The 18,030-nt window shown below is 61.2% G+C and carries 17 protein-coding genes; 9 read left to right on the forward strand and 8 right to left on the reverse strand.

Annotated elements, in window-relative coordinates; all coding sequences use genetic code 11:
- Positions 1 to 134: 134 nt before the first annotated feature.
- Together L6D81_RS05405 and L6D81_RS05410 are read left to right on the forward strand one after the other, a co-directional pair.
- Positions 135 to 1,082: a LysR substrate-binding domain-containing protein gene (locus L6D81_RS05405; protein ID WP_011332523.1), complete on the forward strand. Its 948-nt coding sequence runs from the start codon at positions 135 to 137 to the stop codon at positions 1,080 to 1,082.
- 200 nt (positions 1,083 to 1,282) lie between these two features.
- Positions 1,283 to 1,687, forward strand: a complete 405-nt coding sequence (locus L6D81_RS05410; protein WP_236178190.1) for an HPF/RaiA family ribosome-associated protein — start codon at positions 1,283 to 1,285, stop codon at positions 1,685 to 1,687.
- A gap of 70 nt (positions 1,688 to 1,757) precedes the next feature.
- On the opposite strand, the gene fecA is transcribed toward L6D81_RS05410, so the two are convergent.
- The 3 genes from fecA to L6D81_RS05425 form a co-directional block, all read right to left on the reverse strand.
- The gene (gene fecA / locus L6D81_RS05415; RefSeq protein ID WP_236178191.1) at positions 1,758 to 4,091 is read right to left on the reverse strand and encodes a TonB-dependent Fe(3+) dicitrate receptor FecA; all 2,334 of its coding nucleotides are present in this window, start codon (positions 4,089 to 4,091) and stop codon (positions 1,758 to 1,760) included.
- A 90-nt stretch (positions 4,092 to 4,181) separates the two neighbouring features.
- Positions 4,182 to 5,111, reverse strand: coding sequence for a DUF4880 domain-containing protein (locus L6D81_RS05420; protein ID WP_236178192.1), 930 nt, complete (start codon positions 5,109 to 5,111; stop codon positions 4,182 to 4,184).
- The gene (locus L6D81_RS05425; protein ID WP_236178193.1) at positions 5,108 to 5,602 is read right to left on the reverse strand and encodes a sigma-70 family RNA polymerase sigma factor; all 495 of its coding nucleotides are present in this window, start codon (positions 5,600 to 5,602) and stop codon (positions 5,108 to 5,110) included. The genes L6D81_RS05420 and L6D81_RS05425 overlap by 4 nt, the downstream gene beginning before the upstream one ends.
- 169 nt (positions 5,603 to 5,771) lie before the next feature.
- Between L6D81_RS05425 and L6D81_RS05430 the strand changes: the two genes are divergently transcribed.
- The 6 genes from L6D81_RS05430 to L6D81_RS05455 all read left to right on the forward strand — a co-directional run bounded on the left by L6D81_RS05430 (position 5,772) and on the right by L6D81_RS05455 (position 12,078).
- On the forward strand, positions 5,772 to 6,077 hold the full coding sequence (locus tag L6D81_RS05430; protein WP_236178194.1) for a DUF3649 domain-containing protein: 306 nt from the start codon (positions 5,772 to 5,774) through the stop codon (positions 6,075 to 6,077).
- A complete protein-coding gene (locus L6D81_RS05435; protein WP_236178195.1) occupies positions 6,074 to 7,663 on the forward strand; it encodes a PepSY-associated TM helix domain-containing protein in 1,590 nt (529 codons plus the stop codon). The genes L6D81_RS05430 and L6D81_RS05435 overlap by 4 nt, the downstream gene beginning before the upstream one ends.
- On the forward strand, positions 7,664 to 7,990 hold the full coding sequence (locus tag L6D81_RS05440) for a DUF3325 domain-containing protein (protein ID WP_236178196.1): 327 nt from the start codon (positions 7,664 to 7,666) through the stop codon (positions 7,988 to 7,990).
- Between the two features lies 1 nt (position 7,991).
- The gene (locus L6D81_RS05445; RefSeq protein ID WP_085611387.1) at positions 7,992 to 8,558 is read left to right on the forward strand and encodes an RNA polymerase sigma factor; all 567 of its coding nucleotides are present in this window, start codon (positions 7,992 to 7,994) and stop codon (positions 8,556 to 8,558) included.
- On the forward strand, positions 8,555 to 9,544 hold the full coding sequence (locus L6D81_RS05450) for a FecR family protein (RefSeq protein WP_236178197.1): 990 nt from the start codon (positions 8,555 to 8,557) through the stop codon (positions 9,542 to 9,544). The genes L6D81_RS05445 and L6D81_RS05450 overlap by 4 nt, the downstream gene beginning before the upstream one ends.
- 104 nt (positions 9,545 to 9,648) lie before the next feature.
- Positions 9,649 to 12,078, forward strand: coding sequence for a TonB-dependent siderophore receptor (locus tag L6D81_RS05455; protein WP_236178198.1), 2,430 nt, complete (start codon positions 9,649 to 9,651; stop codon positions 12,076 to 12,078).
- Here L6D81_RS05455 and L6D81_RS05460 read toward each other — a convergent pair whose 3' ends face one another.
- Entirely contained in the window at positions 12,079 to 12,954 is an 876-nt protein-coding gene (locus L6D81_RS05460) for a helix-turn-helix domain-containing protein (RefSeq protein ID WP_236178199.1), read from the reverse strand.
- A gap of 139 nt (positions 12,955 to 13,093) precedes the next feature.
- Between L6D81_RS05460 and L6D81_RS05465 the strand changes: the two genes are divergently transcribed.
- Positions 13,094 to 13,996, forward strand: coding sequence for a DMT family transporter (locus tag L6D81_RS05465; protein ID WP_236178200.1), 903 nt, complete (start codon positions 13,094 to 13,096; stop codon positions 13,994 to 13,996).
- Positions 13,997 to 14,029: 33 nt separating this feature from the next.
- Here the strand turns inward: L6D81_RS05465 and L6D81_RS05470 are convergent, their stop codons facing one another.
- The 4 genes from L6D81_RS05470 to L6D81_RS05485 all read right to left on the reverse strand — a co-directional run bounded on the left by L6D81_RS05470 (position 14,030) and on the right by L6D81_RS05485 (position 17,911).
- Positions 14,030 to 14,539, reverse strand: coding sequence for a DUF2165 family protein (locus L6D81_RS05470; RefSeq protein ID WP_276574193.1), 510 nt, complete (start codon positions 14,537 to 14,539; stop codon positions 14,030 to 14,032).
- 151 nt (positions 14,540 to 14,690) lie between these two features.
- Positions 14,691 to 15,665, reverse strand: a complete 975-nt coding sequence (locus tag L6D81_RS05475; protein ID WP_236178202.1) for a 2-hydroxyacid dehydrogenase — start codon at positions 15,663 to 15,665, stop codon at positions 14,691 to 14,693.
- Positions 15,666 to 16,238: 573 nt separating this feature from the next.
- A complete protein-coding gene (locus tag L6D81_RS05480; RefSeq protein ID WP_236178203.1) occupies positions 16,239 to 16,613 on the reverse strand; it encodes a DUF6124 family protein in 375 nt (124 codons plus the stop codon).
- Positions 16,614 to 16,942: 329 nt separating this feature from the next.
- The gene (locus tag L6D81_RS05485; RefSeq protein WP_236178204.1) at positions 16,943 to 17,911 is read right to left on the reverse strand and encodes a LysR family transcriptional regulator; all 969 of its coding nucleotides are present in this window, start codon (positions 17,909 to 17,911) and stop codon (positions 16,943 to 16,945) included.
- Positions 17,912 to 18,030 lie beyond the last annotated feature (119 nt).

The following is an 18,030-nucleotide window of genomic DNA, read 5'->3' on the forward strand; positions in this document are numbered from 1 at the left end:
CTAAACCCTTACAAGCAATGGAGTAGGAATCGCTGCCATTTTTTGTAGGACAAGCGCAATGTCGGCGATACTGCCTACCTCGCTTCAACGTGACTAACGAAACTTCCTAAGTAAGCCTTTAGCAGGACTAAACCATGAGCCGTCAATTGCATGCCCAGACTTACGTCTGGCTGCAGGTGTTTTCCTGTGCCGCGCGGCACCTGTCATTCACCCGCTGTGCCGAGGAACTGCACATCACGCCGGGAGCGGTGAGTCAGCAAATCCGACAGTTGGAAGAGCGGCTGGGTTTTCGCCTGTTTCACCGCCGTGCGCGGGGCGTGGAGTTGAGTGCGGAGGGGCAGCGACTGGCGATCACGGTCAACGAGGCTTACGGCAGCATCGACGCGGAATTGCGTCGCCTGGATGCGGGGATGATCAGCGGGATTCTGCGGGTTCGTTCGATTCCGTCGTTCCTCAGCAAGTGGCTGACCCCGCGCCTGCCACGCCTGCAACAGCGTTACCCGGACATCCAGTTGCGGCTGGTGGCCGAGGACAGCAGCGTGCCGTTGCATGAAGGGGATTTCGACCTGGCCATCGACCTGAACGACGGCAGTTATCCGGGACTGTTATCCACAGCCTTGCTTGACGAGCAGATTTTCCCGGTGTGCGCGCCGGGCCTGTTGCGTGGACGGCCGCCGCTGCACGGGCCGGCGGATCTGGTGCATTTTCCGCTGCTGCACGACATCACCGCCTGGCGCGGCAGCTATGAATATGCGGAGTGGGAGTTTTATCTCAATGCCATCGGTTTCGAGGGCGCGGATGTGCGGCGCGGGCACACGTTCAATCGCAACCACCTGACCATCGAAGCGGCGATTGCCGGCATGGGCGTGGCGATTGCCCGGCGCACGTTGCTCAACGACGAGCTGGAGCGGGGGACGCTGATCGTGCCGTTCGGGATTTCGGTGCCCAATCACAAGCGTTATGTCTTGCTCTATGCGCCGGGGGCGCTGAGCCATCCGGGCGTGCGGGCGGTGCATGACTGGCTGGTGGAAGAGGCGGGGATCTTTCGCAGCTTGCACCCGTTGGGTGATGGCCAATTGTGAGCAGGTTTTTCGGAGTGGCGGGGCGACCCAACTCCCGACCTTACCAGCGCCTTACTCGGTTGTCCGGCTTTTTTTGCGAATGAATATTTATCTTTTTTAAGGGGTTGAAATGTTCGTCCGGCGGGCCGATTGTTGTAATCAAGGGGTCACGAAATCCTGTTCCAGGCCTCTTGCGAGCTAGCTGAAATAAGGGATGAACTATGCAAATCCAAGTCAACAGCGACAACCATATTCAAAGCAGCAAACGACTGGAGGAGTGGGTACGCACCACCATTGAGAGCACGCTCGACCGTTATGAGGAAGACCTGACCCGTGTCGAAGTCCATCTGAGCGACGAGAACGGTGACAAACCAGGTCCTCATGATTTGCGCTGCCAGCTGGAAGCGCGGCCAAAAGGCCATCAACCGATTTCCGTCACCCACAAAGCCGATTCGCTGGAGCAGGCGATCGATGGCGCCGCCGAGAAACTGGAGCACGCGCTGGAGCATCTGTTTGGCAAACTGCGCGGCAAACCGCGAGCCGCTGTGGTGCCATTCAGCAAAGCCAGCGACAAACTGTTGGCGGAAGAGTTTGACGAGAACGAACAGGCAGCGATCAACAGTTGATGCGCTGATTTTCCAAGCCACCCAATGAGAAAGGGCCTGCAAGTGCAGGCCCTTTCTGTTTTCAGCAGAGTCAGAAAGCCACTGAAGTCTGCACATACACCGTGCGCGGTTCACCCACATACTTGCCCTTGTTGTTGTCATCGAACGAGCGGGTGAAGTACTGGGTATTGAAGATGTTCTTTACCCCCACCGCCACGTTCAGATCCGACAGTTGCGGGCCGAAATCATAACCGGCGCGGCTGCTGAACAGCATGTAGCCGGGGATCTTGCCGGTGCTGCCGTCGGCGCTTTCTTTCGAGGTGTTGGCGTTGTCGGCGAACTGGTCGCTCTGGAAGCTGCTGTCCAGGTTGAGTTTCCACGGGCCTTCGGTATAACCGACGCCGATCGTGCCTTTGTGTTTCGACGAGAACGGCACACGATTGCCCTTGTTCGGCCCGTCTTCGCGGATGGTCGCGTCGACATAGGCGTAGGTGGCGTAGACATCGAAGCCGGCCAGCGCCGGGCTCAAATCGTCGAGCGCGTAATTGACGCTGGTTTCGATGCCCTGATGCCGGGTTTCGCCACGGGCGATCACCGAATCGTTGGTCTGGTTGCTTTCGTACTGGTTGTCGAAGTTGATCAGGAACGCACCGATTTCCGCGCGCAGTGCACCGTTGTCGTAGCGGGTGCCGACTTCCCAGGTGCGGGCCTTCTCCGGTTTCACTTCGCCGCTGCTCACGCGGTTGGGCATCTGACTGTATTGCACGCTGCCGAAGGAGCCTTCGGTGTTGGCGTACAGGTTCCAGCGGTCGGTCAGGTGATACAGCACGTTCAGCGCCGGCAGCGCGGTGTTGTAGTCGCCCTTGTATTTGACGTTGGTCAGGTTGTTGGTCTGTTGCGATTCGATCATCTCGTAGCGCACGCCCGGCGTAATGGTCCACTTGCCGATGTCGATCCGGTCATCGACGAAAAACGCATTGGCCTCGGTGCCGCCACGGGTGTCGCGGTCATTGCGGCTGTTGGTGGTCGGATACTCGTTGCTGCTGATCGGCGTGCGATAGCGCAGTTCGTGGCCGGCTTCGTTGATGTAGCGATACCCGACGCCGACTTCATGGCTGGTGGCGCCGAGGTCGAAGCCCTGGGCAAAGCGGGTTTCCAGACCGCGAACCCAATATTCGCGCGGCGACAGCGAGAGGAAGGTGCCCTGGTCCAGATAACCGCTGCGCAGGGTCTTGGTGAAGAAGGTATTGGCGGTGAATTCGCGGCGATCTTCCTGATAGCGATAGCCGACATTGAACATCGTGCGACGGCCCCAGAACTGGTCTTTCGGCCGGGTCGACTGATACGGATCGGCATCGTAATCGGCGACATTCAGGCCGCCAGGCATGTCGGCCTTGCCTTCGTAATACTGGGCCATGGCGTTGAAGCTGTTGGCGTCGTCGAGCTGGTATTTGCCCTTGAGGATCAGGTCGTCGATTTCTGTATCGCTGTGCTCACGCCAGTCGCCACCGCGAGTGCCGGAGTACAGCAACGCGCCGCCCAGGCCATTGGCATGGGTGCCGCCGGCCAGCAGGTTGGCGCTGGTCTTGAAGCCGTCATGGCTCGACGATGGGCTGGTTTCGGTCTGGAATCCGCCTTTTACGGTCGGCTCGTCAGGAATCGCTCGGGTCACGAAGTTGACCACGCCACCGACGTTTTGCGGACCGTAACGCACGGCGCCGCCACCACGCACCACGTCCACCGCATCCATGTTGCCCATGCTGATCGGCGCGAACGACAACTGCGGCTGGCCATAAGGCGCGAACGGCACCGGGATGCCATCCATCAACACCGTCGAACGTGCGGCCAGACGCGGGTTGAGGCCGCGAATGCCGAAGTTCAGCGCCATGTCGTGGCTGCCGGTGCCGTTGTTTTCCGGGGCGTTGACCCCGGGAATGCGGTTGAGCACATCGCGGGCCTGGGTCGCGCCCTGGCGTTCGAACTCTTCGCGACGAATCACGTCACGGGCACCGGGATGTTCGAAGACGTTGACCTGCGCCGCCTCACCGAGCCAGTCGCCGACCACTTTCGAGGTGTCCAGCTCCAGGGCGCCGTCGTTCGACGGTTGCAGGCTGAAGGCATTGCCACCCTCGGCGCGGGCTTGCAGGCCGGTGCCTTCAAGCAGTGCATTCAGACCTTGCTCCGCTGTGTAGTTGCCCTCCAGACCACGGCTTTGCACACCGCTGGTGATTTGCGAGCCGAACGAAATCAGCACACCGGCTTCACGGCCGAACTGGTTCAGCGCGTTTTCCAGCGACGACGGGGCAATGTGATAAGCCTTGGTTTCGGCGGCCAGCGCAAAGGGCAGGGCACTGAAGCTCAGGCTGGCGCCGAGGACGAGGTTGCGCAGGGTTCGGGCCAGCGGTGTGAGGCGGGTGGGGTGCATGGAGGTCGGTCCTGAGAAGGTTGAATCAAGGGGGCTTTCCTTCTCTGTCACGCCAGATCTGAAAAACGGCTCATTTATTTTTACGGCTGATCAAGCCTTGGCTTCGACCGTCACCCAGTAACGAGTAAAACGCTTCACTTTTACCGGCAGGCTGATTTCCAGCAGGTCGAGAATCCGCTCGCTGTCGTCCAGTGGATAAGTTCCGGAGATCAGCAGGTCAGCGACCTTCGCATCGCAATGGAGCTGCCCGCGACGGTAGCGGCCGAGTTCATCGAGGAAGTCGCCCAGGCGCATGTGCGCGGCCACCAGCATTCCATCCGCCCAGGCGCCGCTGTTGGCGTCCAGCGGTTTTGCAGCACTGACACCGGCGGTGCTGAAACTCAGTTGTCGGGCGACCGGCAGCAGCATTGGCGCGCGACCTTGTGCGTTCAGTTCGACCCGGCCTTCAAACAATGCAACTTGCGTACGGTCGGCAAACTGCCGCAGGTTGATCCGTGCGCCCTGGGTTTTCAGCAGGCCTTGGGCGGTTTGCACTTCGAAAGACCGGGTGGCGGTGAGCAGCATTTCGCCTTCGAGCAGGCGGATCAGGCCATCGCCCCGGACATCCGCCGCGCTGGCGGTGTTGAGCTGCAACTGGCCGCCGGCGCCAAGCGAAATCTTGCGTCGTTGACCGACGGAGCTGCGGTAATCGGCCAGCAGCGACGGCAACGGATTGTGCTCGCGTATGCCCCAGGTGACCGCCGAGCCCGCGCCGAGAATCAGCAACAATATCAGGGCCTGACGTCGACTGCCGGACGTTGGCGCATTCAACGCGGCGTGGGCCAGTGGCGACGACAATCCGCGCAGCCGCGAGTTGACCCGTTGAATGTGCTCCCACGCCCGGCGGTGTTCGCTGTGGGCGTCGATCCATTGCTGCCAGGCCTGTTGCTGGCGCGGGTTCAGCGGGCCCTGCTGCATTTCCAGCAACCAGTGCACCGCCTGTTCGGCGACCTGCGCGGAAAAATCCATCGGCGGGTTCACAGGGCGAAGTAGCAGCGCATCGCCGCCTTGTTCAGATGACGTTTGACCGTGGCCACCGAAATGCCCAGTTCGGCGGCGATCTGCGGATAGGTCAGGCCATCGACCTGCGCCAGCAGAAATGCCCGTTTGACGGTGCGCGGCAGGCCATCAAGCAACTGATCCAGCTCCATCAGGGTTTGCAGGATGATCGCTTTCTCTTCCTCCGAAAGCGCGACCATTTCCGGCATCTGCGCGAGGGTGTCGAGGTAGGCGCGCTCCAGATCCTGGCGGCGGTAATGATTGAACAGCACGCGCTTGGCCAAGGTGGTGAGGAATGCGCGCGGTTCAATGATCACTGGCGGTTCGCGAGCGGTCAGTACCCGGATGAAGGTGTCCTGGGCCAGGTCGGCGGCGCTGTCCGGGCAGCCGAGCTTGCGCCGCAGCCAGCCGGTGAGCCAGCTGTGGTGGGCCTGATAGAGCGATTCGACGGGATGGACAGACGACAACGGCATTACTCCGGGCGCATATGGGATGCGTTAGAGAACAAGAATGGTTCGCATTGTAGGGTTGCAAGTGGTGGCCGGCAATCAGACTCTTTTGCGTATGAGAATATTTATCATTAATATTGCTCGCCTGTCGTTCGGCGTGTTGGCCGAGCGTTAACCGTTTCAGGGTCGAAACATGAAAGCCAAACTCGCCACACTTCCCATGTCCTATCGTCTGGCCGTCACTTCGCGAGTGCTCGCGGCGGTGTTCGGCGGCTATCTGGTCGCGGCGCTGGCCAGTGTCGCGCTGACGCTGTGGCTGCCACTGAGCCGCGCCGAGGCGGTGGTGACCGGCATGACCGTTTCGTTTCTGGTCTATCTGGTGGCGGTGCTCTGGTGTTTTGCCTGTCGCACGGCGTGGTCGGCGTGGGTCGGTCTGCTGGTGCCGAGCGTGATTCTGGCCACCGTTTCCGGAGCTGCACGCGGTCTGGGTCTGGCATGAAAGAGGGTTTCCGGCAGGCGATGGCCTGGCTGCACACTTGGATCGGGCTGGTCTTCGGCTGGCTGTTGTTCGCGATTTTCCTGACTGGAACCCTGGCCTATTTCAAGGACGAAATCAGTCACTGGATGCAGCCGGAAATCCCCGCCCGCCCGTTGAATGCCGAGGCCAGCCTGACCCTGGCGCAAACTTACCTGCAACAGCACGCGGCCGGCGCTTCACGCTGGTTGATCGACCTGCCTGATGCCCGCGACCCTGGCCTGGGCGTGCGTTGGCAACAGGCCCCGGCCAAGCCTGGCGAGCGCGGTCAGTTCATCAGCAAGACCCTCGACGCACAAACCGGCGCCGAAGTGCAGGCCCGGGAAAGCCTGGGCGGCGAGTTCTTCTACCGCTTCCATTTCCAGTTGCAAATGCCTTATCCGTGGGGCCGCTGGCTCTCGACCATCGCCGCAATGGTGATGTTCGTCGCCTTGATCACCGGGATCATCACCCACAAGAAAATCTTCAAGGACTTCTTCACCTTCCGTCCGCGCAAGGGCCAGCGTTCGTGGCTCGACGGCCACAACGCGGTAGGCGTGCTGGTGCTGCCGTTTCATCTGATGATCACCTACAGCAGTCTGGTGATCTTCATGTCGATGGTGATGCCGGCAAGCATTCTGGCTTCGTACGGCAACAACGTCCGGGCGTTTTACGACGAGGTGTTTCCCGCCTCCAATGTTCCTGAGCCTGCCCGTCAACCGGCGACACTGGCACCGCTGGCGCCCCTGTTGCTGACAGCCAGCGAGCAGTGGTCGGGCGGGCGTGTCGGGCGTATCAGCGTGAACAATCCGGGCGATGCCAACGCCTCGGTGGTGATGTCCCGCGCGGGTTCCGACCGGGTGGTGAACGATGCCGGCAGCGCGGTGACCTTCAATGGCGTCAGCGGGCAAATCATCGGCACCCCGCCGGAACAGCCGATGGCAATGGCGATTGCCGGCAGTTTCTACGGCTTGCACATGGGGCACTTTGCCGGGCCGGTGTTGCGTTGGCTGTATTTCATCTGCGGTCTGGCGGGCACGGCGATGATCGGCACCGGTCTGGTGATCTGGCTCGGCAAGCGCCAGCTCAAACACGCCAAAAGCGGTGTGATGCCGTTCGAATTGCGGCTGGTGGAAGTGCTGAACATTGCCAGCATGGCCGGACTGGTGGCGGCGGTCGCCGTGTTCTTCTGGGCCAATCGTCTGCTGCCGGTGAATCTGGCCGGGCGTGCCGCTTGGGAGGTGAACGGGTTCTTCATCGCCTGGGGTTTGAGTGTGGTGCACGCAATGTGGCGTCCGGGGCGCAAGGCCTGGGTCGAACAGTTGTCACTGGGTGCCACGCTGTTTGTCGCGGTGCCGGTTCTTAATGGCTTGACCTCTTCTTACCACCTCGGCGTGACAGTGCCCGAAGGTGACTGGGCCTTGGCCGGTTTCGACCTGACGTGTCTGGGCAGCGGCCTCTTCCTCGCCTGGGCGGCGCGGAAAATGCGGCGCGCCGGACACACCGTCAGCGTGAAAAAAACAGCCCGCGAAAACGCCCGGCCGATCACCCTTGAGCAAGGGGCGAACTGAATGCTGCTGCCGCTGTTGCTCTGTTATTGCGCTTTTACGGCGCTGTGTCTGGCGATGCCTCGGCATCACGAAGAGCTGCTGGGTCAAAAGCCTTCGGCCCGCCGTCGGCAGGGTTTGAAACTTTCGGGCTGGCTGTTGCTGGGGGTGTCGCTGTGGGCGGCGATTGCCAGGAAGGGCTGGAGTTTCGGTCTGGTCGACTGGTGCGCGGTGTTGATGCTCAGTGCGCTGACGCTGGTGCTGTTGTTGCCCTATCGCCCGCGCCTGGCATTGGCCATGGCCGGGTTGAGCCTGCTCGCCAGCCCGGTCGCTGCATGGGCCTTGCACTGACATGCTGATCGGCCATCCTCCCGAGCACCGCGACGACGAACCCCACGGCGCCCGTGCGCATTTTCTTCAGGTGTTCCTGTCCCAGCGTTCGCAGATGGAAGCACTGGTAAGCCGGCGCGTCGGCTGCCGGGCGACGGCGGCGGATCTGGTGCAAGACCTGTTCCTGCGGTTCTGGCGTCGGCCGCTGGTGCAGGTCGAAGAACTCAGCACTTACCTGTTGCGTTGCGCCGGCAACATCGCCATCGATCATTTGCGCAGCGAAGGTGCGCGAGTGCGGGTCAACGAAGGCTGGCAACCGGATGAACCGGACAGCAGCGCCAGCGAACCGCAGGCGGCGCTCGAAGCGGGCAATGATTTGCGCCATGTCGAAGCGGCCTTGCGCGCCTTGCCCGAGCGCACGCGGCAGATCTTTTTGCTCAATCGCATCCACGGGCGCAAGTACGCCGAGATCGCCAAGGCCATGGGCCTGTCCCAAAGCGCCGTGGAAAAACATATGATGCGCGCCCTCGAGGCCTGCAAGGCCAGCCTGCGCGAACCCGCGCCACGCACGCCAGGGAAAGCACCGTGAATAACTCCGACCGCGTTGTCCCGACGCCCGCCCAGGAACAGGCCGCTTTCGCCTGGCTGAGCCTGTTGCACGACCGCCCGAGTACCGGCGATCAACTCACGTTCAGTCAGTGGCTGCATGCCGATCCGGCTCACGCCGAGGCCTACGCCCAGGCGCAAGTGGTGTGGGAGTTGAGCGAAGGGCCGGCCCGCACCCTGGCCGATGAAGATGCGCTGGCGTTGCAGGGTTTGCTCAACGCGATGGATCGACCGCGCCGTGCACCGCTCCGGCGCTGGGCCGGTGCGCTGGCGATGGCGGCGTGTCTGCTGTTGATGATCAGCCTCGGCAGTGGTTGGCAGCCGCAGCGCTGGATCGATGATCTGGGCGCCGATTATGTGTCGGCCCCCGGCGAAATCCGCACCGTGACCTTGGCCGATCAGTCGCAGGTCACGCTGGATGCGGACAGCGCAATCGCCGTGGATTTCAGTCGCGGCGAGCGGCATGTTCAATTGCGCCGCGGCGCCGGATTTTTCAGCGTGACCCACACCGGCGATCCTTTTGTGGTCGAGGCCGAGAAAGGCCAGGCGCGGGTGCTGGGCACGCAGTTCGAGGTGCGCCTGCAACCGCAGGGTGCCCAGGTGACAGTATTGTCCGGACGCGTCGGCGTGACGCCATCCCGCGATGGCCAACAGCAGGTTCTGACCGCTGGCCAGCAAGTGGCGTACGGCGCAGGCACCGCGGAAAAACTCCACGCCGTGGACAGCGAAGCTCAGCTGGCGTGGCGGCAGGGCTGGCTGACGTACTACAAATCGACGCTGGCCGATGTAGTGCAGGATCTGCGACGTTATTACCCCGGACGAATCGTGTTGCTCAACGACGAACTGGGCGCGCGCAAGGTCAGCGGCAGCTTTCCGAGCAAGGATCCGCAAGCGGTGTTGAATTCGCTGCAAGGGGTTCTGGGATTCGAGCAGCATCAGGTGTTGGGCAAGCTGATCATCCTGCGCTGAAAATATTTTCAACTTTGTGGTGAGGTAAAACCGGACGCCATCCGTGTAGTGACTGAAACTGCGAGCCATTCGCATCCGTTGCGGTTCTACACAGGTCATGAGCAATGAAGTCCAGGGCAAAATCGGGTTCGGTCAAACAGTGGTTAGGCGTTTCGGCCTTGAGTTTTTCGGCATTGGCCCTGTTGCCGATGAGCGTGGCGCTGGCCGCTGAAACCGTCAGCAGTCAGCCGCAAAAGCAATTCAGTTTTTCCCTGGCTGCCAAGCCGTTGCCGCAGGCCCTGAGCGACTTCAGCCGTGTCACCGGGCAGAGCGTGGTCTACACCGATGAAGCGCCATATGGTCTGAGCGCTCCAGCGATCAACGGTCAGATGAGTGCCGAACAGGCGCTGCAGCGTCTGCTCGCCGGCTCCGGCCTGACCTTCCGCCGCACCGACAGCCACACTCTGGCGCTCGAACCGCAACCGACCGCAGGCGCGCTGAACCTCGGCGCGACCACCATCACCTCGGTGGTCAATCAGCCGATGAGCTACCAGCCACCGGAAACCAGTTCGGTGATGCGCTCTTCCGCTTCGCTTCAGGAAATTCCGCAGACCGTCAACGTGATTGCGGCTCAGGTCATTCGCGATCAGGCACCGCGCAATCTCGATGATGCACTGGCCAACGTCAGCGGCATCACCCAGGGCAACACCTTGGGCAGCACCCAGGACTCGGTGATGACCCGCGGTTTCGGCGACAACCGCAACGGCTCGATCATGCGCGACGGCATGCCGGTGGTGCAGGGCCGCGGCATGAACGCCACCGTGGATCGCGTCGAAGTGCTCAAGGGCCCGGCCTCGCTGCTCTACGGGATTCAGGACCCGGGCGGCGTGGTCAACATGGTCAGCAAGAAGCCCGAGCTGGAGCAGTACAACGCGCTGACCCTGCGCGGCTCGACCTACGGCGACGGCAAGAACGGCAGCGGCGGCTCCTTCGACAGCACCGGTGCGCTGGGGGATTCCGGCCTCGCGTATCGCATGGTGCTGGACCACGAAGACGAAGATTACTGGCGCAATTTCGGCACCCACCGCGAAACCCTGATCGCGCCGTCGCTGGCCTGGTATGGCGAGCGCACCAAGCTGTTGTTCGCATACGAGCACCGTGAATTCCTGACCCCGTTTGATCGTGGAACCCTGATCGATCCACGCACCAACCATCCGCTGGACATCTCGCGCAACGAGCGGCTCGACGAGAAATTCAACGACATGGAAGGGCGCTCGGATCTGTATCACTTCGAGGCCGATCACGAACTCAACGACGACTGGAAAGCCCATTTCGGCTACAGCTGGAACCGCGAAACCTACGACGCCAGCCAGGTCCGCGTAACGGCGATCGACACCAAAAAAGGTACCCTGACCCGCAACATGGACGGCACGCACGGCGCGATCAGCACCGACCGCTTCACCACCGCCAGCCTCGAAGGCAAGGTCAACGTGCTGGGCATGCAGCATGACCTGGTGTTCGGCGTCGACGACGAGTACCGCAAGATCTACCGCGCCGACCTGATCCGCCAGAAAAGCCTGAGCACCTTCAGCTACGTCAACCCGGTCTACGGCCGCGAAGTCGAAGGCACCACCGTCAGCCCGGCGGACAGTGCGCAAACCGATCTGCTGCGCAGCGACTCGGTGTTCCTGCAGGACTCGATCCACCTCAACGACCAGTGGATTCTGGTGGCCGGCGGGCGCTTCCAGGAATACGACCAGTACGCCGGCAAAGGCGTGCCGTTCAAGGCCAACACCGACAGCAACGGCCAGAAATGGGTGCCGCGCGCCGGTCTGGTGTATCGCTACACCGACGCGTTGTCGTTCTACGGCAGCTACACCGAGTCGTTCAAACCCAACTCGACCATCGCCCCGCTGAGCGGCAGCAGCACCGTGCTCGACGGCAGCATCGCACCGGAAGAAGCCAAGTCCTGGGAACTGGGCGCACGTCTGGATATGCCGGGGCGCATCACCGGCAACATCGCCCTGTTCGACATCAAGAAGCGCAACGTACTGGTGGCCAATGCCGAAGGCCCGACGACGATTTACAGCGCTGCCGGCGAAGTGCGTTCCCGGGGCCTGGAAGTGGACCTGACCGGCCAGCTCACTGATCGTTGGAGCCTGATCGGCAGCTACGCCTACACCGACGCCGAGGTCACGGAAGATCCGGACTACAAAGGCAACAGGCTGCAAAACGTGGCCAAGAACAGCGGCTCGTTGTCGGCGGTTTACGACTTCGGCAGCGTGATCGGTGGCGATCAGCTTCGGGTCGGCGCCGGCGCGCGGTATGTCGGTGAACGAGCGGGTAACGCGGTGAATGATTTCGATCTGCCGAGCTACACCGTGGCCGATGCCTTCGCCACGTACGACACAAAGGTCGAAGGGCAGAAGGTCAAGTTCCAGCTCAACGTGAAGAACCTGTTCGACCGCACCTACTACACCTCGGCGGCAAGCCGGTTCTTCGTGTCGATGGGCGATTCACGGCAGATTTCGCTGTCCAGCACGCTGGAATTCTGATCAGCGCAAAAACGCCTGGCGATAGTCGCCGGGCGTGCCACCCAGCACCTGACGAAAGCGGTTGGTGAAATGGCTGGCACTGGCAAATCCGCACGCCAGGGCAATCTCGCCCAACGGCAACGCCGTGCCCCGCAGCAACTCCCGCGCCCGGCTCAAACGCCGCGCCAGCACATACTGGTGCGGCGGCAGTCCGAAGCTCACCCGGAACATCCGGGCAAAGTGGTATTCCGACAACGCACACAACCCCGCCAGTTGGCCGAGGCTGATCGGCTCGGCCAACTGGCTGTCGATGAACTCCACCAGTTGCCGGCGCTGATGCGGCGCCAGACCGCCCTTGAGGCGCAAGCCGTGGCGTACGCCGACCTGACTCAACAAGGTGTGGCTGATCAGTTCGTGGGCCAGGCTGCTGGTCAGCAGGCGCTCGCCGGGTTCGTCCCAGTTCAAGGTCAGTAACTGGCGAAACCGTCGGGCCTGTTGCGGATCTTCCAGAAAGGTCTGTTCGCGCAGCTGCATTTCCCGAGGCTCGCGATCCAGCAGCGTGACGCAACCCAGGGCAAATTGTTCGGCGCTGAAATACAGATGGGCCAGACGAATATCACCGTTGATGACCCAACCCGATTCGTGGTCGGCCGGCAGGATGCACAGCTTGTCCGGACTGCCTTTGTTTCCGGGGGCGCCACGGCGGAACGTGCCGGTGCCGCCGGCGATGTAGCAGGAGAGCGTGTGATGACTCGGCGCTTCATAGTCGCGGGCGTCGTGGTGGTTGGTCCACAAGGCTGCGGACAGGCCGTCCCCCAGCTCGGCGCTGCGCACAAGGCATGCGTTGGGCGAGCTGTTTAAGGCTTGGAAGACTTGCAGGGTATCGATGGCGGACATGATCGGTTCTCTCCAACGCCTTGCATCCTACTCCGTAGACTTCGCGCTGCCAGCCGGTGGCCCGACAAAAGCGCAAGTTTATGCAAGCGAGGGCCGAAGGCGCAGGCGGACACTGAAACCCAATCGAGGAGTGTCTGCCATGAACCTGTCGTTGTATTTGTTGACCGTGCTGATCTGGGGCACCACCTGGATCGCCCTGAAGTGGCAACTGGGTGTGGTGGCGATCCCGGTGTCGATCGTCTATCGCTTTGGTCTCGCCGCGCTGGTGCTGTTTGCGCTGTTACTGCTCACCCGCCGCCTGCAACCGATGAACCGGCGTGGGCATCTGATCTGCGTGGCGCAGGGCTTGTGCCTGTTCTGCGTCAACTTCATGTGTTTCCTGACCGCCAGCCAATGGATCCCCAGCGGTCTGGTGGCGGTGGTGTTTTCCACGGCAACGTTGTGGAACGCGCTGAATGCGCGGGTGTTCTTCGGCCAGCGTATCGCGCGCAATGTGCTGATGGGCGGGGCGCTGGGGCTGTCTGGTCTGGGCCTGTTGTTCTGGCCGGAGTTGGCCGGGCATCACGCCAGTCCGCAAACCCTGCTTGGCCTTGGCCTGGCACTCTGCGGCACCTTGTGTTTCTCGGCGGGCAACATGTTGTCGAGCCTGCAACAAAAGGCCGGTCTCAAACCGTTGACCACCAACGCCTGGGGCATGGCCTACGGTGCGGCGATGCTCTCGGTGTGGTGTCTGATCAAGGGCATTCCATTCGAGATGGAATGGACGTCGCGCTACATTGGCGCGCTGCTATATCTGGTGATTCCGGGGTCGGTGATCGGCTTCACTGCGTACTTGACGCTGGTCGGCCGGATGGGCCCGGAGCGCGCCGCGTACTGCACGGTGCTGTTCCCGGTGGTGGCGCTGAACGTCTCGGCTTTTGCCGAGGGCTATCAGTGGACGGCGCCGGCATTGACGGGGCTGGTATTGGTGATGCTGGGGAATGTGCTGGTGTTTCGTAAACCCGGGATTCCGGTTGTTCCGAAGCATGGGAAGCTGGCCTGATGGCCTGATGGCCTGAGCGCGAGCACTGGTTATTCAGCGCTCGTTCTTCAGTGTTATGAAAATCAACACCGGTAACATGAAGTCGACGATGTGTCGCGCCCAGTCTTTTGCGTTCCATATTTGCGAAGTGTCCATGTCGAACCATTCAACTCCGATGGTCTGCAGGCAAACGTAATAGGTGAAAATTGCGATCAACAAGCCAACGATCGAATACTTCTTCGCCTCGTGAAACGCTTCGGCGGAGTCATTGACTCTTCGGTAAAGATAATAAGTACCCAACAGGCAATAAGCGGTATAGATCGACTCTGTCGTGATGATGAACCAATAGATGCGGTGATGCATCATGGGTGACTCAATCGCTCTGTAACGTATGTTTTCGTTGATTTGAGTCGTATCCATACTCAGGATGTGTCCGACGTATTCATAGTTTGCCGAGTAGTCCGTCAAGTTTCCGTACATCACCATCAGACCAAAAAAGCTGATGTAGGCCATCAGGCAGACTTTGCTATAGCGGACAAGTTGATCGGTATTGGACGTTCTCAAGGTTGCTATTCTCCGGAGTGTTTATCGTTATATTTGATAAGTCCGGAAAGTTTATAGTGGGGTGGTTTGTTTCGTTGAAGTGTTGATTTTCAAAGTATGTATTGGCTGGAAGTTGAACGGGCAAGTACTTTGCAGTACTTGCCCGATTCGTTTATCCGCGCCAGACCTGCGGGTTCACCAGATCCTGCGGACGCTCGCCAAGCAGGGCGCTGCGCAGGTTGGCCAAGGCACGATTGGCCATGGCTTCGCGGGTTTCGTGGGTGGCCGAGCCGATGTGTGGCAGGGTCACGGCGTTTTTCAGCTGGAACAGTGGTGACTCGGCCAGCGGTTCCTTTTCGTAGACGTCCAGACCGGCAGCGCGAATCCGGTTGTTCTGCAATGCCTCGATCAGTGCCGGCTCGTCGACGACCGGGCCACGGGAGATGTTCACGAGAATCGCGTCGGGCTTCATCAAAGCCAGTTCGCGATGGCTGATCAGGTGGCGGGTCTTGTCGCTGAGCGGCACCACCAGGCAGACGAAATCGGCTTCGGCCAGCAGTTGGTCAAGGCTGCGAAATTGCGCGCCGAGTTCCTGTTCCAGTCCGGTCTTGCGGCTGTTGCCGCTGTAGAGAATCGGCATGTTGAAACCGAAGCGTGCGCGACGGGCGACGGCGGCGCCGATGTTGCCCATGCCGACGATGCCCAGGGTCTTGCCGTGCACGTCGCAACCGAACAGCGGTGCGCCGACGCTGGCCTGCCATTGGCCGGCCTTGGTCCAGGCGTCGAGTTCGGCGACGCGGCGGGCGCTGCTCATGATCAGGGCGAAGGCCAGATCGGCGGTGCTTTCGGTCAGAACGTCCGGGGTGTTGGTGAGCATGATCCCGCGTTCGTTGAAGTAGGCGAGGTCGTAGTTGTCGTAGCCGACGGAGACACTGGAGACCACTTCAAGTTTTGCGGCGTTTTCCAGTTGGGCCTTGCCGAGTTTGCGACCGACCCCGATCAGGCCGTGGGCGTGGGGCAGGGCTTCGTTGAACTGGGCGTTGATGTCGCCGTTTTTCGGGTTGGGGACGATGACGTCGAACTCCTGTTGCAGGCGTTCGATCATGGAGGGGGTGATGCGGCTGAAGGCCAGGACTGTTTTTTTCATCGCTATGGGCTCGGCTTCGGGGCTTTAATGCCAAGCAAGCTAACATTTCTGTTTTGGGTTGTCTTGGCGGCCTCCGGGCCGACCAGACTTTTGGGGTTTTGGGTGAATATCCGTTTCTGCGGGTGCACCCGCTGGCGGTTTCGCTTTTACAGCGAGTCACTTTGGCAAACGCCCCAAAGTAACCAAAACGCTGGGCCCCGGCGTTCGGCACCTCGCCTAGGCTCGGTGTTCCTTCGCTCCGGGACTCATCCGGGGGCACCGCCTCCGGTTTGCTTCGCTGCACCTCCTCTCGGTGTGTTCGACTTCGTCGAACGGCGCTTCGCGCCCACCCCCAGATGAATCCCTCCACTCAGCCTGCCGAAGGGGCCGGCAAGTCAAAAGCGGTACTCGAGCTAACGCTCATCGTGGTGAGTGGTGAGTGGTGAGTGGTGAGTGGTGAGATGTGGAGGGCGGACTGTTTTTGCTTGATCGTTCCCACGCTCTGCGTGGGAATGCAGCCCGGGACGCTCTGCGTCCCATCCTGGCTGCCAGCGAATGCAGTTATCGCTGGCAGGTCGGTTTGGTCAGAGGGACTTAGCTGTGTGTGGGATGACGTTGTACTTCGACGTTATCCAGCACGCGGTTCACGGCGAGTTCGGCGAGCATGATGACTTGTTGAATGCCCAGAATCCGGTGTCGCTGTGGTGAGTCGACATAGGCTGCCACGTCACTGGCCATGACGCTGGCCGAGGCCAGGGATTCGCAGGCGTGGGCCAGCAGGCTTTCGTCGTCCATGTCCGGTGAAATCTGGAACATTTCGCTCGGTTTGCGGCTGGGGCATTTTTTCGGGAGAGGGTTCAGGTAGTGGTCGAGCGCGCGTTCGGCGGCGTCGTGGAGTTTCTTTGAATCGGCGGATTCGTAGGGCGAGGTGTCGTTGGTTTCAGGTGGGTTCGGCGTTGGTTTCTTCATGGAAACATTACTCGATGGCTTGTTGGGTTGAAGCTGCCAGCTTTCGTTTTCCAGGCGAGAGGGTGGCAGCTGTGCACGGACTGGAAAAACCGGTCAAACCATCCAAACCCGGCAGGCCCAAGGGCCTCCCGCGCACAGCCGCCATAACATTGCGATTCAAAAAGCGCCGCAGTATGCCATGAGCATTGATGGTAGAAATCGAGTTTTCCAGACCCGGCCGCTGATGCGTCAGCGACCCTCAAAAGCCTATCCACCTCGTTTCCGAGGGACAACCGACGCGACTTGTCGGAAACATCCCCCCAAATCACCCCGTCTGTAGGACGGTAAACTCAATTCGCCAGCCTGGCTCCCGCCAGACTCCCACTCATCTCATAAGCCGCCAATTCCGCCTGATGCCCCGCCAGAATCTCCGGCAGCGACCCGCGCAAATACTCGACCCAAGTCTTGATCTTCGCATCCAGGTACTGCCGCGACGGGTAGATCGCGTACAGGTTCAGTTCCTGCGAGCGGTAGTTCGGCATCACCCGTACCAGCGAGCCATTGCGCAAGCCTTCAATCGCGGCGTACACCGGCAGGACGCCGACGCCCATGCCGCTGGTGATCGCGGTTTTCATCGCGTCGGCGGAGTTCACCAGGAAAGGTGAGCTGTTGATGGTGACCATTTCCTGACCGTCCGGGCCGTCGAAGGCCCATTTTTCCAGGGGGATCACCGGGCTGACCAGGCGCAGGCAGGCGTGGTTCAGCAGGTCGCTGGGTTTCTGTGCGCAGCCGTTGGCTTTCACGTAGGCCGGCGAGGCGCAGACGATGCTGTAGGTGATGCCCAGGCGCTGCGAGACGAAGCCCGAGTCCGGCAGTTCGCGGGCGAGGACGATGGACACGTCGTAGCCTTCGTCGAGCAGGTCCGGCACGCGGTTGGCCATGGTCAGGTCGAAGGTCACGTCCGGGTGGGTCTTGCGGTAGCGGGCGATCGCGTCGATCACGAAGTGCTGGCCGATGCCGGTCATGGTGTGCACTTTCAATTGTCCGGCCGGGCGGGCGTGGGCTTCGCTGGCTTCGGCTTCGGCCTCTTCGACGTAGGCGAGGATCTGCTCGCAGCGCAGCAGGTAGCGCTTGCCGGCTTCGGTGAGGGCGATGCGCCGGGTCGTGCGATTGAGCAGGCGGGTTTGCAGGTGGGCCTCAAGGTTGGAGACCGCGCGCGAGACGTTGGCGGTGGTGGTGTCGAGCTGCACGGCGGCGGCGGTGAAGCTGCCTGCTTCCGCTACACAACTGAAGGCGCGCATGTTTTGCAAAGTGTCCATGGGGTGCTCTCAAGGGAGATGGCAAATTGTGACACGAAGTTTCAGGGGCTGAGACCCCCGACCAAGGGATTATCTCGTTAACGGTAACAAAGATTCACAGGATTCCCAGCTTATCGCCG

Origin of the sequence: Pseudomonas sputi (genome assembly GCF_021603585.1) — a bacterium.
Classification (GTDB): Bacteria; Pseudomonadota; Gammaproteobacteria; order Pseudomonadales; family Pseudomonadaceae; genus Aquipseudomonas; species Aquipseudomonas sputi.

Coding starts and splice junctions, on each gene's coding strand:
- L6D81_RS05475 (WP_236178202.1), bottom strand. CDS start 15,665: ATGAAAAAAACAGTCCTGGCCTTCAGCCGCATCACCCCCTCCATGATC.
- L6D81_RS05485 (WP_236178204.1), bottom strand. CDS start 17,911: ATGGACACTTTGCAAAACATGCGCGCCTTCAGTTGTGTAGCGGAAGCA.
- L6D81_RS05410 (WP_236178190.1), top strand. CDS start 1,283: ATGCAAATCCAAGTCAACAGCGACAACCATATTCAAAGCAGCAAACGA.
- L6D81_RS05435 (WP_236178195.1), top strand. CDS start 6,074: ATGAAAGAGGGTTTCCGGCAGGCGATGGCCTGGCTGCACACTTGGATC.
- L6D81_RS05460 (WP_236178199.1), bottom strand. CDS start 12,954: ATGTCCGCCATCGATACCCTGCAAGTCTTCCAAGCCTTAAACAGCTCG.
- L6D81_RS05440 (WP_236178196.1), top strand. CDS start 7,664: ATGCTGCTGCCGCTGTTGCTCTGTTATTGCGCTTTTACGGCGCTGTGT.
- L6D81_RS05430 (WP_236178194.1), top strand. CDS start 5,772: ATGAAAGCCAAACTCGCCACACTTCCCATGTCCTATCGTCTGGCCGTC.
- fecA (WP_236178191.1), bottom strand. CDS start 4,091: ATGCACCCCACCCGCCTCACACCGCTGGCCCGAACCCTGCGCAACCTC.
- L6D81_RS05465 (WP_236178200.1), top strand. CDS start 13,094: ATGAACCTGTCGTTGTATTTGTTGACCGTGCTGATCTGGGGCACCACC.
- L6D81_RS05405 (WP_011332523.1), top strand. CDS start 135: ATGAGCCGTCAATTGCATGCCCAGACTTACGTCTGGCTGCAGGTGTTT.
- L6D81_RS05480 (WP_236178203.1), bottom strand. CDS start 16,613: ATGAAGAAACCAACGCCGAACCCACCTGAAACCAACGACACCTCGCCC.
- L6D81_RS05445 (WP_085611387.1), top strand. CDS start 7,992: ATGCTGATCGGCCATCCTCCCGAGCACCGCGACGACGAACCCCACGGC.
- L6D81_RS05455 (WP_236178198.1), top strand. CDS start 9,649: ATGAAGTCCAGGGCAAAATCGGGTTCGGTCAAACAGTGGTTAGGCGTT.
- L6D81_RS05425 (WP_236178193.1), bottom strand. CDS start 5,602: ATGCCGTTGTCGTCTGTCCATCCCGTCGAATCGCTCTATCAGGCCCAC.